At 62.1% G+C, this 16,552-nt stretch carries 15 protein-coding genes and 2 pseudogenes; 9 read left to right on the top strand and 8 right to left on the bottom strand.

Annotation, left to right across the window (positions count from 1 at the left end; all coding sequences use genetic code 11):
- Positions 1 to 5: 5 nt before the first annotated feature.
- Both HF679_RS09605 and hpxU read right to left on the bottom strand, forming a co-directional pair.
- The gene (locus tag HF679_RS09605) at positions 6 to 791 is read right to left on the bottom strand and encodes a transporter substrate-binding domain-containing protein (RefSeq protein WP_187042917.1); all 786 of its coding nucleotides are present in this window, start codon (positions 789 to 791) and stop codon (positions 6 to 8) included.
- Between the two features lie 213 nt (positions 792 to 1,004).
- On the bottom strand, positions 1,005 to 1,844 hold the full coding sequence (hpxU, locus tag HF679_RS09610; RefSeq protein ID WP_123753738.1) for a MurR/RpiR family transcriptional regulator HpxU: 840 nt from the start codon (positions 1,842 to 1,844) through the stop codon (positions 1,005 to 1,007).
- Positions 1,845 to 2,132: 288 nt separating this feature from the next.
- Here hpxU and hpxW point away from each other — a divergent pair, with 288 nt between their 5' ends.
- From hpxW to hpxZ, 4 genes are read left to right on the top strand one after another with little or no spacing between them, the layout of a single operon-like run.
- Positions 2,133 to 3,716, top strand: a complete 1,584-nt coding sequence (hpxW, locus tag HF679_RS09615) for an oxamate amidohydrolase (RefSeq protein WP_123753737.1) — start codon at positions 2,133 to 2,135, stop codon at positions 3,714 to 3,716.
- Between the two features lie 9 nt (positions 3,717 to 3,725).
- Positions 3,726 to 3,914 (top strand): oxalurate catabolism protein HpxX, encoded by a 189-nt coding sequence (gene hpxX / locus HF679_RS09620; protein ID WP_123753736.1) that lies wholly within the window; start codon positions 3,726 to 3,728, stop codon positions 3,912 to 3,914.
- Positions 3,911 to 5,308: an AtzE family amidohydrolase gene (locus tag HF679_RS09625; protein ID WP_187042918.1), complete on the top strand. Its 1,398-nt coding sequence runs from the start codon at positions 3,911 to 3,913 to the stop codon at positions 5,306 to 5,308. The genes hpxX and HF679_RS09625 overlap by 4 nt, the downstream gene beginning before the upstream one ends.
- Entirely contained in the window at positions 5,305 to 5,691 is a 387-nt protein-coding gene (gene hpxZ, locus HF679_RS09630; protein ID WP_123753734.1) for an oxalurate catabolism protein HpxZ, read from the top strand. Before HF679_RS09625 ends, hpxZ begins: the two co-directional genes overlap by 4 nt.
- Positions 5,692 to 6,575: 884 nt before the next feature.
- On the opposite strand, the gene puuE is transcribed toward hpxZ, so the two are convergent.
- The 3 genes from puuE to HF679_RS09645 are packed head-to-tail and all read right to left on the bottom strand — an operon-like array spanning position 6,576 to position 8,983.
- Positions 6,576 to 7,508 carry an allantoinase PuuE gene (gene puuE, locus HF679_RS09635; RefSeq protein WP_123753733.1) on the bottom strand — a complete coding sequence of 311 codons (933 nt, stop codon included), beginning with the start codon at positions 7,506 to 7,508 and terminating at the stop codon, positions 6,576 to 6,578.
- Positions 7,509 to 7,523: 15 nt separating this feature from the next.
- The gene (hpxA, locus tag HF679_RS09640; RefSeq protein ID WP_123753732.1) at positions 7,524 to 8,267 is read right to left on the bottom strand and encodes an allantoin racemase; all 744 of its coding nucleotides are present in this window, start codon (positions 8,265 to 8,267) and stop codon (positions 7,524 to 7,526) included.
- Positions 8,264 to 8,983, bottom strand: a complete 720-nt coding sequence (locus tag HF679_RS09645) for a GntR family transcriptional regulator (RefSeq protein WP_123753731.1) — start codon at positions 8,981 to 8,983, stop codon at positions 8,264 to 8,266. Before HF679_RS09645 ends, hpxA begins: the two co-directional genes overlap by 4 nt.
- A 144-nt stretch (positions 8,984 to 9,127) precedes the next feature.
- Between HF679_RS09645 and HF679_RS09650 the strand changes: the two genes are divergently transcribed.
- Positions 9,128 to 10,621 carry an NCS1 family nucleobase:cation symporter-1 gene (locus tag HF679_RS09650; RefSeq protein WP_123753730.1) on the top strand — a complete coding sequence of 498 codons (1,494 nt, stop codon included), beginning with the start codon at positions 9,128 to 9,130 and terminating at the stop codon, positions 10,619 to 10,621.
- A 112-nt stretch (positions 10,622 to 10,733) separates the two neighbouring features.
- Positions 10,734 to 12,047 carry a guanine deaminase gene (guaD, locus tag HF679_RS09655; protein ID WP_187042919.1) on the top strand — a complete coding sequence of 438 codons (1,314 nt, stop codon included), beginning with the start codon at positions 10,734 to 10,736 and terminating at the stop codon, positions 12,045 to 12,047.
- A gap of 40 nt (positions 12,048 to 12,087) precedes the next feature.
- On the opposite strand, the gene uraH is transcribed toward guaD, so the two are convergent.
- A complete protein-coding gene (uraH, locus tag HF679_RS09660; protein WP_123753728.1) occupies positions 12,088 to 12,414 on the bottom strand; it encodes a hydroxyisourate hydrolase in 327 nt (108 codons plus the stop codon).
- Positions 12,411 to 12,911, bottom strand: a complete 501-nt coding sequence (uraD, locus tag HF679_RS09665) for a 2-oxo-4-hydroxy-4-carboxy-5-ureidoimidazoline decarboxylase (RefSeq protein ID WP_123753727.1) — start codon at positions 12,909 to 12,911, stop codon at positions 12,411 to 12,413. Before uraD ends, uraH begins: the two co-directional genes overlap by 4 nt.
- A gap of 50 nt (positions 12,912 to 12,961) precedes the next feature.
- On the opposite strand from uraD, the gene HF679_RS09670 reads away from it, so the two are divergent.
- Both HF679_RS09670 and hpxO read left to right on the top strand, forming a co-directional pair.
- Complete coding sequence (locus HF679_RS09670; protein WP_187042920.1) at positions 12,962 to 13,303, top strand: hypothetical protein; 342 nt, start codon at positions 12,962 to 12,964, stop codon at positions 13,301 to 13,303.
- A 12-nt stretch (positions 13,304 to 13,315) separates the two neighbouring features.
- Positions 13,316 to 14,401, top strand: a pseudogene (hpxO, locus tag HF679_RS09675) (FAD-dependent urate hydroxylase HpxO); the annotation flags it as partial.
- Positions 14,402 to 14,426: 25 nt separating this feature from the next.
- Here the strand turns inward: hpxO and hpxR are convergent.
- Positions 14,427 to 15,375 (bottom strand): annotated as a pseudogene (gene hpxR, locus HF679_RS09680) (LysR family hpxDE operon transcriptional regulator HpxR).
- 127 nt (positions 15,376 to 15,502) lie between these two features.
- On the opposite strand from hpxR, the gene hpxD reads away from it, so the two are divergent.
- Positions 15,503 to 16,540 (top strand): molybdenum cofactor-independent xanthine hydroxylase subunit HpxD, encoded by a 1,038-nt coding sequence (hpxD, locus tag HF679_RS09685; protein WP_123753723.1) that lies wholly within the window; start codon positions 15,503 to 15,505, stop codon positions 16,538 to 16,540.
- Positions 16,541 to 16,552: the final 12 nt, after the last annotated feature.

Below are 16,552 nucleotides of genomic sequence, written 5' to 3' on the forward strand. Positions count from 1 at the left end.
AGACCTTATGCAGCAAAGTCGGCGGGCAGCGGAGCTTTCAGCCACTGTTGAGAGAGGGCATTCAGGGTGCCATCCTTCACGCCTTGCTCAATCAAGGCGTCCACTTTCTCTTTCAGCGCCGGTTCATTCTTTTTCAGGCCAATCACGCACGGTGAATCTTTCAGCATAAAGCTCGCTACCGGTGCTTTTGCCGGGTTTTGGCGGGAGATCGCCGCTACCACCAGGTTACCGGTCGCGACGTACTGCACCTGCCCGGAGAGATATGCCGACAGCGTGGTGTTGTTGTCTTCGTAGCGTTTAATCTGCACCTCTTTCGGGGCGATGCCGGTCAGCACCATATCTTCCACCGCGCCACGGGTCACGCCGATGGTTTTGCCGCTCAGCGCCGCCACATCCTTCACTTCCGCCCCTTTCGGGCCAAACACGCCGAGGAAGAACGGTGCGTAGGCGCGGCTGAAATCAATCACCTTCTCACGCTCGGCGTTTTTCCCGAGGCTGGAGATAACCAGATCCACTTTATCGGTTTGCAGATACGGCACCCGGTTGGCGCTGGTCACCGGCACCAGTTGCAACTTGAGCTTCATCTGTTTTGCCAGATAACGCGCCATATCGATGTCATAGCCTTGCGGCTGCAGATCGGTCCCCACCGAACCGAACGGCGGGAAATCCTGCGGAACCGCAATGCGGATCACCCCGCGCTTTTCAATATCCTGCAGCTGGTCGGCTTTCGCCGCGGTGATGTTGGTGAACAGACAAGCGGCCCCGGCCAGGGCGATCAGCAGTTTTTTCATGGTGTTTACCCGTTACGTTAGTATGAAACAAAAGATTCTTTAAATAAACTTTTGCAACTAATGTGCCAGATACAACAACCCGTGGCCCTGCCGCGCCGGGCGGAATAAAAGAGAGCATAAACAAGAGATAGCGAAAAACGGTGATAAAAGCGCTGTTATTTTCTCACCGTTTTATTGCACTAAAAAAAGGCAAAGCACCAGCCTGAGGCCCCATTATCGTTGCTCAAGCTCATCCAGCTGCTGATACAGGGTGGCAATATCGTGGATCCGCGGACGGCCTTTATCGAGAATTTCATGCAGAAAAGCATTCGCCAGCAGGTTGATTAAACTGTTCACCGCCCCGTAGCTGTCATAGGCCGACACGCTGTCCAGCGGCGCGCACAGCTGCCAGCTGGACAGCGGGAACAGGCTGTAGGCCTGCGGTTCGCACATCAGCAGCAGCGGAATACCGCGCTGCTGCAACTGCTGTAACAGCGGGCGAATGATGCGCGGGCGGCGGCGAAAGGCCACCATCACCACCAGATCGTCCGGCGACAGATCCACCAGCTCTTCGCTTAAACTCTGCCCCGGCTGCGGCAGTACCTGCACCTGCCCGCGCGCCTGGAGCAGCTGCTGGCGCAGGTGCAGCGCCACCGGCCAGGAGTTACGCATCCCGATGATGATAATCCGCCGGGCGTTGACCATCGCGCTTATCGCCTCGGCAAACTGCTGCGCGTCGAGCGTGTTGACCCACTGGGTCAGGTTGGCCATCTCCTGCTTATAATGCCGCGCCAGCAACGTGTTACCCTGCACCGCGTCGCGCTGGTCGGTCAGCGGCATACCGCTCTGGCGCAGGGTGCGCAGCTCGTCGCGCATATCCTTATATTTGTCGTAGCCCAGCCGCTTAAACAGGCGGCTGACCGTCGCCTTTGAGACCCCGCTCAGCTGCGCCAGCTCGGCGCTGTTATAGCTGATCAGGTCATCAAAATGGTCGAAGATAAAATCGGCGACCCGCTGTTCCTGAGGCGACAGTGACGCATATTGTCCCTTCAGGCGTTCATCTAGTTGCTCCATAAAACCTCTGTAACTTTTGTTTCATCAAACTATACCCAAAATAATTCGAGTTGCTTGTAGGCGGCAAAGCCGTAAATCCCCAGGAGCTTACTCAGGTAAGTGACTGGGGTGAACGGGTGCGGCCAACACCCAGGCAACTTGAAAGATGAAGGTTATATACATGCAAGCCCTTTCACAATGCATGCCAGTTTACTAAAAATAGGGTTTCCCCGGGGCGCTGAAACTTTACGCTCAAAGTGGAACAGCTTTTGCAAACCTGACCTTACGATTCGATTACGAGGAAAACCCATGCAGAGTCATGTATCCGCCCACGGGATGGCGGTTGCCCCCCATCATCTGGCCAGCCAAAGCGCGGTTGCCGTCCTGCGCGAAGGCGGAAGCGCAATAGAGGCGATGGTCGCCGCTGCCGCCACCATTGCGGTGGTCTACCCGCATATGAACGGGCTGGGCGGCGATGGATTCTGGCTGATCGTGCCGCCGGACGGCGAACCGATCGCCATTGACGCCAGCGGCGCGGCGGGATCGCTGGCGACGCCGGAGGCCTACGCCGGACTGGCGCATATTCCGCACCGTGGGCCGCAGGCGGCGCTGACCGTTGCCGGAACCGTTAGCGGCTGGGATGAAGCGTTGAAGGTATCAAAGTCCCTGACCGGTGGTGCGCTGCCGTTGGCCCGTCTGCTGGCGGATGCCATCGGCTATGCCGCCGACGGCACGCCGGTGACCGCCTCGCAGTCCGGCGCCACCATCAGCAAACTGGCTGAGCTTCAGCACCTGCCGGGATTTGCGGAGACCTTTCTGGTCAACGGGCAGCCGCCGGAAACCGGCAGCCGCTTTCGTCAGCCCGCGCTGGCGGCGACGTTACAGCAGCTGGTCGACGACGGCCTCGACAGCTTTTACCGTGGCCCGCTGGCAACCCGTCTGGCCCAGGGCATGGCGCAACATGGTCTGCCCATCACCCTTGGCGATTTACAGCAGCACCGCGCCCGCCGCCCGGCGCCGCTGAAACTGTCGCATCAACAGGGCGAACTGTGGAATCTGGCTCCGCCGACGCAGGGGCTGGTCTCGCTGGCGATCCTCGGGATCACCGACCAGCTGGCGATGAGCGACACCGACGACGCGCAGACCGTCCACCGGATTGTCGAAGCGACCAAGCTGGCCTTTGGCCTGCGCGATGCCCATATCACCGACCCGCGCCATCTGGACGTGGATATCCAGAGCCTGCTTGCACCGCAGGCGCTGCAGCAACTGGCGGCGAAGGTTGACGACCAGCAGGCCGCCCCCTGGGGTGCCGGCAAAGGCCCCGGCGATACCGTCTGGATGGGGGTTATCGACAGCAGCGGGCTGGCGGTCTCCTTTATTCAGAGTCTCTATCACGAGTTTGGCAGCGGCGTGGTGCTACCGGAGAGCGGGATCGTCTGGCAAAACCGCGGCGCCTCGTTCAGTCTCGACCCCGCGCACCTGCTGGCGCTGGCGCCCGGCAAGCAGCCGTTCCATACCCTCAACCCCGCCGCCGCCCGCCTTAACGATGGTCGGGTGATGGTCTATGGCTCCATGGGCGGAGACGGGCAGCCGCAAACCCAGGCCGCCATCTTCACCCGCTACATCCTGCAGGGAGTACCGTTGCAGGAGAGTATTTCACGTCCGCGCTGGCTGCTGGGCCGCACCTGGGGGCAGACCTCTGACTCGCTGAAGCTGGAGGGCCGCTTCTCCCCTGACACCATCAACCGTCTGCGGGCGCTGGGCCACGAGGTTGACGTGCTGGCCGATTACAGCGAAGCCATGGGCCATGCGGGCGCCATCGTGCGTCATCCCAACGGCCTGTTTGAAGGGGCATCCGATCCCCGCAGCAACGGCTCCGCCGCCGGTTATTAGGAGAAACCCATGCCGCAACCCATGACTGACTGGAGCGCCTGGCTGGCGCAGATGGAACAGATCCTCGGCCTCGAACTGGATGCGCAACGCCGCGACGAGCTGCAACTGCAGTTCAGCCGCATTGCCGCGATGGCCGAACCGCTGATGGCCTACCCGCTGGCGGAGCGCCAGGAGATTGCCGGAGTGTACAAAGCATGAAGCTCAATCAGATGACCATTGCCGGAGTCCAGCGCGCGCTGGCCGCGGGCGAACTGAGCGCCAGAGAGATTGCCCGCAGCAGCCTCGACGACATTGCGCGGGTGAACCCGCAGATCAACGCCTGGACCCAGGTCACCGAAAGCCGGATGCTCGCCGAAGCCGACCGCATTGACGCTCTGCGCCGGGACAAGCAGCCGCTGCCGCCGCTGGCCGGTATTCCCTACGCGGTCAAAAACCTGTTTGATGTCGCCGGCGAAACCACCCTGGCCGGCGCGCAGCTGTTCAGCGACCGTCCGGCGGCCAGCGCCGACGGCTGGGCGGTGCGTCAGATTCAGGCGGCGGGCGGCCTGCTCAGCGGCATGGTCAATATGGACGCCTACGCCTACGGTTTTACCACCGAAAACAGCCACTATGGCGCTACCCATAACCCCCACGATCTGCAGCGCATCGCCGGCGGCTCGTCCGGTGGTTCAGCGGCGGCGGTGGCCGCCGGGCTGGTCCACTTTGCGCTGGGCACCGACACCAACGGCTCAATCCGCGTTCCCGCCTCGTTGTGCGGGATCTTTGGCCTGAAGCCGACCTTTGGCCGCCTGTCGCGGGCGGGCAGCCATCCGTTTGTCGCCAGCCTCGATCACATCGGCCCGTTTGCCCGTCACGTCGGCGATCTGGCGGCAGTGTATGACGCTTTACAGGGGCTGGATCCTGACGATGATGCCCAGGCCGATCGCGCCGTGGCGCCTGCCAGCCCGTTGCTCGAACGCGGGCTGAACGGGCTGCGCTGCGCGGTGCTCGGCGGCTACTTCACCACCTGGTGCGACAGCGACGCCCGCGCCGCCGTGGCGCAGGTGGCGCAGGCCCTCGGCGCGGATCAGGAGCTGCAGTTCTCTGAGGCCGAGCTTTCCCGTTCTGCGGCCTTTATTATCAGCGCCAGTGAAGGAGGCAATCAGTATCTCCCCGCCCTGCGCCGCGAGCCGGCACGCTTTGAGCCGCACTCCCGGGAGCGGCTGCTGGCCGGGGCGATGATCCCTTCGGCCTGGTATCTTCAGGCGCAGCGTTTTCGTCGTCATGCCCGGGAGGCGATGGCCGCGCTGTTCGATCACGCCGAGGTGCTCATCGCCCCGGCAACCCCATGCAGCGCGACCCTGATCGGTCAGCAAACCATGGCGATCAATGGCCAGTCGCTGCCGGTGCGCGCCAGTATGGGCATGCTCACCCAGCCGATTTCGTTCCTCGGCCTGCCGGTGGTGACGGTGCCGTTGCGCACGGCCAGCGGGCAGCCCATTGGCGTGCAGTTGATTGCCGCGCCGTTTAATGAGCAGGCCTGCCTGCGCGCGGCGCATGTTCTGGAAGCGATGGGCCTTACCGAGGCCCATCCTGCGGAGATAGCAGCATGATGAATCAGGATAATATTAACCGCCCGTTGGTGCTGGCCGAGGTCACGGCGGCGTTTTATCGTTATGAAGAGGCGCTGGTCAGCAACAATATTGCGGTGCTGGATGAGCTGTTCTGGCATGACAAACGCACGGTGCGCCTGGGGGCCGGGGAGAATCTCTACGGCATCGACGAAATCCGCGCCTTTCGCGCCGCGCGCCCGTCGGCGGGGTTGCAGCGTGAATTGCGCCACACCGAGATCGTGACCTTCGGCGAGGATTACGCGGTATGCAGCACCGAGTTTACCCGCGACGGCAGCGAGCGTATCGGCCGCCAGCAGCAAACCTGGGTGCGCTTTCCTTTCGGCTGGCGGATTGTCGCCGCCCAGGTCAGCCTGATGAGTTAATGCCGCCGCCCACCGCGATGTTGTCTCCCCGTAGCCCGGACAGGTGCCAGGCGCCGCCTCCGGGAAAATGTATCGGCTGGCACGGCTCCCGGTGGCGCTACGCTGACCGGGCTACCCGCCGCGATGCTGTCGCCCTGTAGCCCGGACAGGCGCCATGCGCCGCCTCCGGGAAGATGCATCGGCTGGCACGGTTCCCGGTGGCGCTGCGCTGACCGGGCTACCCGCCGCGATGCTGTCGCCCGTAGCCCGGACAGGCGCCACGCGCCGCCTCCGGGAAAATGTATCGGCTGGCACGGCTCCCGGTGGCGCTACGCTGACCGGGCTACATGCCGCGATGTTGTCGCCCCGTAGCCCGGACAGGCGCCACGCGCCGCCTCCGGGAAAATGTATCGGTTGGCACGGCTCCCGGTGGCGCTACGCTGACCGGGCTACATGCCGCGATGTTGTCGCCCCGTAGCCCGGACAGGCGCTATGCGCCGCCTCCGGGAAGATGCGTCGGCTGGCACGGTTCCCGGTGGCGCTGCGCTGACCGGGCTACCCGCCGCGATTCTGTCGCCCCGTAGCCCGGACAGGCGCTATGCGCCGCCTCCGGGAAGATGCATCGGCTGGCACGGCTCCCGGTGGCGCTACGCTGACCGGGCTACACGCCGATGTTGTCGCCCCGTAGCCCGGACAGGCGCCACGCGCCGCCTCCGGGAAAATGTATCGGCTGGCACGGCTCCCGGTGGCGCTGCGCTGACCGGGCTACATGCCGCGATGCTGTCGCCCCGTAGCCCGGACAGGCGCCACGCGCCGCCTCCGGGAAGACGCGTCGGCTGGCACGGCTCCCGGTGGCGCTGCGCTGACCGGGCTACACGGCGATGTTGTAGCCCGGGAACTGTCGACTATGGCTGGTACGGGTGCACGTCGCGCCAGTGATCGGCGATCTGCTGGCGGGTGCACACCCACACCCGATCGTGCTGCTGCACGTAATCGAGGAAACGCTGCAGCGCCCGGAAGCGTCCCGGTCGGCCCAACAGGCGGCAATGCATCCCCACCGACATCATCTTCGGCGCCTGTTCCCCCTCTTCGTACAGCACATCGAAACTGTCTTTCAGGTAGGTATAAAACTGCTCGGCGGTATTAAACCCCTGGGCGGTGGCGAAGCGCATATCGTTGGCATCGAGGGTATAGGGCACGATCAGGTGCGGCTTGCGTGAACCATCGCTGCAGGCCACCTCGCTCCAGAACGGCAAATCATCGCCGTAATAGTCGCTGTCATAAGCAAAACCGCCGTGCTCCACCACCAGCTGACGGGTGTTGGGACTGTCGCGCCCGGTATACCAGCCCGTCGGTGGTTTGCCGAACAGGTCGGTCAGCACATGCACCGCTTTGTGCAGATGCTCGCGTTCGCTATCGATATCCATATGCTGGTAGTGGATCCAGCGCCAGCCGTGGCTCACCACGTCATAATCGGCGGCTTTGATGGCGGCGACGATCTCGGGGTGACGCGCGAGGGCCATTGCCACGCCAAACACCGTCAACGGCAGCCCGCGACGGCTGAACTCCTGGTGAATGCGCCAGAACCCGGCGCGGCTACCGTACTCGTACAGCGAGTCCATCGACATATGGCGATCGGGATAGCTGGCGGCCCCGATAATATCCGAGAGAAACTGCTCGGAACCGGCGTCGCCATGCAGCACATGGTTCTCCGCTCCTTCCTCATAATTGAGCACGAACTGCACCGCAATCCGTGCCTGTCCCGGCCACTGCGCATGCGGCGGCTGCCCGGCGTAACCCCGCAGATCCCGCGGGTAATGCTGATCGGAAAACGTCATCTCCACCCCTTACCGTTAAAACGAATTGAATACCTGAAATGGCCCGCTCAGCGTTTTGGCTTCCGGAAACGCCAGGTCGCCCCGTTTGCTGGTCGACAGCCCCAACGACACCAGCGACTCCACCATCTTCACCGCCGCGCTGACGCCGTCGATCACCGGAACCTGCAGCTCGTGCGTCAGTTCCTGGGCCAGCGTCGCCATGCCGCCGCAGCCCAGCACGATCGCGCCGCAGCCGTCTTCCCGTAGCGCCTGAATACAGCGCTGGCGCACTTTTTCCTGCGCCAGACCGCTGCCGTCCTCCAGCGCCAGGACCGGCAGGTCGATGGCGTGCAGTCCGGCACAACGGTCGTAAAAACCATATTGATGCAGCAGGTGACGGGCAATAATCAGCGTTCGCGGCAGCGTGGTGACGATGGAAAAGCGCGTGGCGACCAGCGTCGCCATATGCATCGCCGCTTCGGCAATGCCGATCACCGGCCCCTGCGCCAGTTCGCGGGCCGCCAGCAGCCCCGGATCGCCGAAACAGGCGATAACGTGCCCCGAAACCCCCTGCTGGCGGCCGGCCTGAATCTGTTCCAGCACGCCGATGGCGGCAATGGCCTCATCAAAGTGACCTTCGATCGACGGCACCCCTTCCCGCGACGACACCGCCAGGATTTCGGTTCCCGGCGCCGCCACGGCTCTGGCCGCGCGGGCGATGGTTTCCGTCATCCCGGCGTTAGTGTTGGGGTTAATCACTTGTATACACATAGCGCTCATGACAGCTCCTTATTTCCGGCGAAGAGGCGGGCGAAATCCGGCAGCGACTCGCCATCGCGCTCAAAGCACAGGCTGGCGACAATATGTTCAAAATGGTGCGTTAGCGCGTCGCTCAGGGGCGCCAACGCCTTCTCTCGCAGCAACTGAATGATCCGCTCGTGATCGTTGCACCGACACCCCTGGCGCCATGGCGCTCCCCATGTGGCGATCGCTAATGAAGAGCGCTGGCTCAGGCGAGTCACCATCTCGGTGAGCACCGGGTTGCCGGAAATCGCCTGCAGCTGAATATGAAACTCGGCGGAGTAACGGATTGCCGCCGGGCCGTCGTAGACGTCATGCGCCTGCTGCTCCTGCAACGTGATGGCCTCCAGCGCCGCCAGATGCGGCGGCTGGCAGTGGGCGATCACGTCCGGCAGGTTGGCGACCTCCAGCAGCATGCGGGTACGGAAGATGGCCTGGGCCTCTTCGACCGTCGGACTGGCGACCTGTGCACCACGTTTGGGCGTGATGGTGACCATTTGCACAGTAGCGAGTCGTTGCAGCACTTTACGGATCCCGGTCCGGCTCACGCCGAAGACCTCCGCCAGCGCCTCTTCCGGCAATTTACTGCCCGGCGGTAGCTGATGTTCCACAATTGCGGTCATCAGGGACTGATAGATGGTTTCGTCCTTGTCATGCAGCGCTGCCGCGGCCTGCTGACGATGTTCATTACGCATTCACCCGCTCCAAATTTACCTTTCGATATCTAATCGTATACATGAAATAAAATTCTTGTATACAAAATTAACTATTCTGGCCTGGATCCTGCAACAGCATCCTCAACACCCTAATCAGGGGTTTCATTCACAGGAGCAGGTTTCATGCCAAACAGTCAACATACCCAGCAGAATACGGCCGCTGATTCCACCGCCGGCTACAGTCCACGGCTTTGTAATGAGGATCTGGCGCCGACCCGCGACCAGAACTGGAGCTGGTACAACATATTTTCGTTCTGGATGTCGGACGTCCATAGCATGGGAGGCTACGTGGTGGCGGCGAGCTTCTTTACGCTCGGGCTGGCAAGCTGGCAGGTGCTGCTGTGCCTGCTGGTAGGGATTTGCATTGTGCAGCTGTGCGCCAACCTGGTGGCTAAGCCAAGCCAGATGGCCGGCGTGCCCTATGCGGTGATCTGCCGCCAGGCCTTTGGCGTCTTTGGCGCCAATATTCCGGCGGTGATCCGCGGCCTGATCGCCTTCGCCTGGTACGGCATTCAGACCTATCTGGCGGCCAACGCGCTGATGCTGGTCATGCTCAAATTCTGGCCTGGCCTGGCGAGCTTAACCGAGGCCTCCTTCCTTGGCCTGTCGCACCTCGGCTGGCTCTGTTTCGCCACCATGTGGCTACTGCAGGCGATGGTGTTCTGGCACGGGATGAGCGCCATCAAGCGCTTTATCGATATCGCCGGGCCGGCGGTCTACGTGGTGATGCTGGCGCTGGCGGGGTGGATTGTATACAAGACCGGTTTTGACGGGATCTCCTTTACCCTCGCCAGTAAATCGCTGACCACCGGGGAGCAGACCTGGCAGATGATCACCGCCACCGCGCTGGTGGTCTCCTACTTCTCCGGCCCACTGCTTAACTTCGGCGACTTCTCGCGCTACGGCAAAAGCATGGGCGAGATCCGCCGCGGTAACCGCTGGGGCCTGCCGTTTAACTTCCTGCTGTTTTCGATCGTCACCGTGGTGATTGTTTCCGGCACCCAGTCGCTGTTTGGCCGCATGATCACCGACCCGATTGAAACCGTCAGCCGCGTCGGCAACGATCTGGCAGTGGCCATTGGCCTGCTGACGATGATTACCGCCACTATCGGCATCAATATTGTCGCTAACTTCGTCTCCCCGGCGTTCGATTTCTCCAACTGCTCGCCGCAGAAAATCAGCTTCCGCACCGGGGGGATGATCGCCGCGGTCGGCTCGATTCTGCTGACCCCGTGGAACCTGTTCAACTCGCCGGAGCTTATCCACTACACCCTCGATGTCTTAGGGGCGTTTATTGGCCCGCTGTTCGGCATCCTGATTGTCGATTTCTATTTGATCAAACGCGGGCAGGTTTCCGTCGACGATCTGTTCAACGCGACCCCGAGTGGCCGCTACTGGTATCGCAACGGCTTTAACCCCAAGGCCATTGCCGCGCTGCTCCCGTCCGTGGCGATCGGCCTCGTGATCAGCTTTATCCCGGCGCTGCATGAAGTGGCCAACTTCAGCTGGTTTATCGGCGTGCTGCTGAGCGGTTCGGCTTATCGCTGGATTGCCCGCGAGGATCGCGTAAATGTGACCTCACACCTGACCTCTCGCCCGCTGGCCCAGAAAGAGTAACCCGCCACCGTTGCCGCGGGGGTTCGCCGCGGCGCTTCCTGACCAGCAAACTGGCATCGATTTTGCTCAACAATCCTGCCCCTCTATTGTGGATAAAGGAAAAGTTGTCTTTATGATTGAATACCACTCCGCCGTGCGCGGCGCTTTTTTCGACATCGCCCACCCCGCCGACAGCGCCGACGATATCGCGCGCCATGGGCGTTATCTTGATGACGGTGTCCTGTTTATCCACGAGGGCAAAATTCAGGCCCTGCTGCCCTGGCAGGAGGGGGAAGCTCACCTCGACGGGCAAAAAGGCTACCTCGACCTGCGCGGACAGCTGCTGCTGCCCGGCTTTGTCGATGCCCACGTGCACTACCCGCAAACCGAGATGATTGGCGCGTTTGGCGAACAGCTGCTGGAGTGGCTGACCACCTACACCTTCCCGGTCGAGAGCCAGTTCAGCGACGAGGAGTACGCCGCCGACATCGCGCAGTTTTTTATCAACCAGCTGCTGAGCCACGGCACCACCACCGCGCTGGTGTTTTGTACGCTGCATCCTGAATCGGTCGATGCGCTGTTTACTGAAGCCCTGCGGCTGAATATGCGCCTGCTGGCCGGGAAAGTGATGATGGACCGCCATGCGCCAGATTATCTGAGCGAAACGGCAGAGCAGAGCTACCGGCAAACCCGCGAGCTGATCCAGCGCTGGCACCATCGCGGCCGCCTCGGTTACGCCATCACCCCGCGCTTTGCGCCAACCTCAACCCCGGAGCTGCTGGCGGCGGTTCAGCAGCTGCGCGAGGAGTTCCCGGATACCTGGCTGCATACCCACCTCAGCGAAAACCTCACGGAAGTGGCATGGGTGAACAGCCTGTGGCCGGAGCACGAGCACTATCTTGACGTCTACCATCACTACGGCCTGACCGGTGAGCGCAGCGTCTTTGCTCACGGGATCCATCTGGCGGAAAAAGAGTGGCAGTGCCTGCACGACACCGGCTCGGCGGTGGCCTTTTGCCCGACCTCCAACCTGTTTCTCGGCAGCGGCCTGTTCCGCTTACCCGCCAGCTGGCAGCACAAGGTGCGTATCGGCATCGGCAGCGACGTGGGCGCCGGCACCACCTTCAGCATGCTGCGTACCCTGGGCGAGGCCTACAAAGTGGCGCAGCTGCAAAGCTATCGCCTGCGTTCGTGCGAAGCCTTTTACCACGCGACGCTGGGAGGCGCCCGGGCGCTGCGTCTCGACGACAAGATTGGCAACTTCCAGCCGGGCAAAGAGGCGGATTTTGTGGCGATCGACCTGACGGTGACCCCGCTGCAGCGGCTGCGAATGTCCCGCTGCCAGGATATTTACGAACGGCTGTTCGTGCTGATGACGCTGGGCGATGAGCGCAACATTCGCCAGACCTGGGTCAATGGCGAGTGCGTCTGGCGCAGCGAGACGTAAGGAGATAGCCAGCCCGGCAGCGCTGCCGGGCCGCGCGGGTTTAACTTCCCCGGTAGGTGGACCAACCGCCCGGGGCAATCACGAACGGTAAATGGAAATGCGTGTCCGACCCGGCGCTAATCGCAAAGTCAATCTGCGCCCGCAGATACAACGTTTCCCGACCGCTGTGGGTAAACCAGTCGCCGATTTCCGCCACCAGCCGATAGCGCCCGGCCACCAGCATGCCGGGGGCCAGCGTCGCAATGCGGCCATTTTCGTCGGTTATCCCGCTGGCAATAGATTGCCCGCCGAGCATCAGATGCACCGCCACCCCTTGGGCCGGTTGTCCGGTAGAAATATCCAGAATATGGGTACTTAACGTATTCATTCGCCGATGACTCCCGTCAGTCTTAAGAGCGTAATCTCACGCAACTGCGCCAGCGCAACCTGCACTTCCTCTGCCTCGCTGTGGGTCAGGCGCTGCGTGAGCGCCTGCAGGATCGCCTCGCCGCTGCGGCCCTTCGCGCGGATCAGGAAGACCCGACCGAAGCGCGCTTCATAGCGGGCATTTCCGGCTTTCAAGGCCTCGGCCAGCGTGGCGTCCTTGTCGTTCACCGCCGCCTGCTCCTGGCGGGACAGCGCGGCATGTGCGCGCTCCCCGGCAGGCTTCTCGCCGATGCGCGGATGGGCGCTCAGCGCCTGGTCCAGTTCCGCTTCCCCCCACTGCGCGGCCTGCTGTTCGGCCATCGCCAGCAGCGCCGGGAGATCGGCATAGGGTCGGGCCTGTACCAGCGCCGTCACCCAGGCGTCGAGTGCGACGCAGGGCGCCAGCAGGCTCCCGGCGTCCTGCGGCGAAAGTTGATTAAAATGGTGAAGCGCAATCATCGTGACTCCTTAACCGCCGCCACAGCGAGCGGTCATTATTATTATCGGACATGACCATTCCAGCGGATTGTTTAAAACGCCGTCTGCACAGTGCACAAAGCAGGCCAGAGTCGCGCCCTCGCCGCCGCTCAGCTTCCCGCACGGCATTACATTCAAATTATCAACACCATAGCGATAAATATAGCGCAATATTCGTTCGCGCCACCGTGGCTGACGGTGAAACATTCGATACCGTCAGCGACAATCAGAAATTTTTGATTCATAAAATGGCAATTGCCACGCAAGAACGCACCAGCGAAGTGCACTGGCTGGGTCAATCCCTTCTCTGGCCCCGCCCGCGCGGGTTCGTCAAGCTGGTACGCAATTTGCTCACCTCCTTTACGACGCAATAAATGGAGAAGAGCATGAAAGCATTAGTCATCGGCGCCGGTATTGGCGGCCTGAGCGCGGCCGTCGCGCTGAAGAACGCGGGAATTGAGTGCGAGGTGTTTGAAGCGGTCAAAGAGATTAAACCGGTCGGGGCGGCAATCTCTATCTGGCCCAACGGCGTGAAGTGTATGCAAAGCCTGGGCATGGGGGACATCATCGATACCTACGGCGGTCCGATGCACTATTTAGCCTATAACGCCAGTCGCGACGGCGAAACCCTGACGCGCTTTAGCCTTGCGCCGCTGGTGGAGCGCACCGGCGGTCGCCCCAGCCCGATCGCCCGCAGCGAACTGCAAGGGGAGATGCTCGACTTCTGGGGGCGCGACGCCGTGCAGTTCGGGAAACGGGTTGTCCGGGCTGAGGAAGACGCCAGCGGGGTGACGGTCTGGTTTACCGACGGCACCACAGCCCACGGCGATTTCCTTATTGCCGCCGATGGCAGCCACTCGGCGCTGCGTCCGTACGTACTGGGCTATACCCCCGAGCGCCGCTATGCCGGCTATGTGAACTGGAATGGCCTGGTGACGATCGATGAGCAGATTGCCCCGGCCAACCAGTGGACCACCTTCGTCGGCGAAGGCAAACGCGTGTCGTTGATGCCGGTGGCAAACGGCCGCTTCTATTTCTTCTTTGATGTGCCGCTGCCGCTGGGTCTGGCGGAAGACCGCGACACCCTGCGCGGCGATCTCTCCCGCTACTTCGCCGGCTGGGCGCCGCCGGTGCAGCGGCTGATTGCGGCGCTGGATCCGCACACCACCAACCGCATTGAAATCCATGATATTGAGCCTTTCGACCGCCTGGTGCACGGCAAGGTGGCGCTGCTCGGCGATGCCGCTCACAGCACCACGCCGGATATTGGTCAGGGCGGCTGCGCGGCGATGGAGGACGCGGTGGTGCTTGGCGACATGTTCCGCACGCACCAGGATATTACCGTGGCGCTTCAGCAGTACGAAGCCCTGCGCTGCGAGCGGGTGCGCGACCTGGTGCTGAAAGCACGCAAACGCTGCGATATCACCCACGGCAAAGATATGGCCCTGACCCAGGCGTGGTATCAGGAGCTGAAAGAGGAGACCGGCGAGCGGATCATCAACGGTCTGTGCGACACCATTCAGGGCGGCCCGCTGGGCTAGACGCTCTGCATCTCCTCCATCACCGCCGTCAATTTTTGAATCGCCATTTGTGCCGGACGCGACAGCTGGCGCGATAGCGCCGAACACAGCGCCAGCGTCAGGGGACGCAGCAGCTTATTGCGCAGCGGAATAAACGTCAGCTGGCCGTTTCTCACCTCGTCCAGCACATCCAGCCGGCTCAGCACCGCCACCCCGCTGCCTTTAAGCACCAGCGATTTGATCAGCCGGATGTCGTTACAGCTGATGCCGTTCGCCGGAATAAAATCGTAGTGGCGATACAGCATCCCGACGCGTTCGTGCACGATCAGCGGCGCGCCGGGCACGATATGGCGCTCCTGGCTGAGCTCGCCTAACGACAGCGCCGCCGCCCCGGCCAGCGGATGGTCCGGGCGCATCACAACCCCCATCTCCAGTTCAACAAACGCCAGAACGCTGAGCCCCGCCTGCCCTTCCGGATCCAGAATCAGGCCAAAATCGAGGTCGGCCTGGCGCACCTTCTCGCTGACCGTATGGCTGTCGGCCACCTGCAGCACCAGCTCCAGCCACTCCCAGTTGCTGATGATATCGGCCAGCGCCGCGGCAAAGCTCCCCTCGGCCAGCGCCTGTACCATGCCGACGCTGACCGTGCCGCGCTTCAGCCCCTGTAATTCATCAAACTTTTGCCGGGTCAGGTGAAACTCTTTTTGCCAGCGCAGCAGGTTGTCATACAGCAGTTCGCCGGCGGTGGTCATCCGCAGCCCTTCCGGCAGGCGCTCAAACAACGGGGTGCCGAAGGCCTCCTCCGCCTGCAGGATCTGGCGATTAATCGCCGATGCCGAGATGTGCAATTTTTCAGCCGCCCGCCGCAGGCTACCGCTGCGGGCCACCTCGGCAAAATAGAGTGCAAACCGCGAAAATGGACTCATGCCTCACCTGTACACTTTTTTGCAACGCATTAGTGAATTAATGCTGATGGATGTCAACACCCTAATATGACAACAATTAACTCACAACAATTAAACAATTCTATTTTTGTGAGCAGGAAGGACAACCATGAACAGACCCACGCCGACCCCACCCGCCCATTGCACGTTTGACCCGCAAGACTGGCTGCGCCTCGCCCGCTGCTGGCATCCGGTGGCCCGCGCCGAGGATATTGGCGCCGCGCCGGTAAAAGCCATCCTGCTGGACGAACAGTTGGTTATCTATCGCATCAAGGGCCAGGTCGTGGTGGCTCGCGACGTCTGTCCGCACCGCGGCGTGCCGCTGACCCTCGGCTTCCATGATGAGGAAGGGATTGTCTGCCCCTACCACGGTCTGCGCTTTGGCGAAGACGGGCGCTGCAACCGCATTCCTTCCAGCCCCGACCAGCCGATCCCGGCCAAGCTCCATCTCACCAGCTACGCGGTGGAAGAGCGCTACGGCCTTATCTGGACCTGCCTGGCCTTCGACCCGGAAAACCCGATGCCGCTGCCGACGATGCCCCACTGGCACGACGAAGGCTTTCAGCAGATCACCTGCCCGGCTTTTGAGGTCAACGGCTTCGCCGGGCGTCAGGTCGAGGGGTTTCTTGACGTCGCCCACTTCGCCTGGATCCACACCGACACCTTTGCGGACCCGGATAATCAGGTGGTGCCGACCTACAACCCGCAGGAGACGCCGTTTGGCTTTATTGCCGATTACTGGAGTTCCGTCGGCAACTACCCGGCCAGCTCTGAGTTTCGCGCACCGGATGGCTTCCAGTGGCTACGCCATTTCGAAATGCACCTGCCGTTTACCGCCACCCTGACGATCCACTTCCCCGGCGATGCCCGGCTGGTGATCATGAATGCCGCCTCGCCGGTATCGTCGCGGGTAACCCGGATGTTTGCGCCGATTGCGCGCAATTTTGACCTGCACGTGCCGGTCGCCGATGTCCATGCCTTCAACCTGCGGGTGTTCGAGGAAGACCGACTGATGGTCGAAACCCAGCGCCCGGAAAGGCTGCCGCTGGACCTGACGCTGGAGGCGCATATTCCTGCCGATCGCAGTTCCATCGCCTATCGCCGCGGCCTGAAGAAAATGGGCTTTGGTGAGTTTTTCCTGGTGTAAGTGGAGGAGCAT

This window comes from Enterobacter sp. JUb54, from assembly GCF_014298075.1.
GTDB lineage: Bacteria > Pseudomonadota > Gammaproteobacteria > Enterobacterales > Enterobacteriaceae > Klebsiella > Klebsiella lignicola.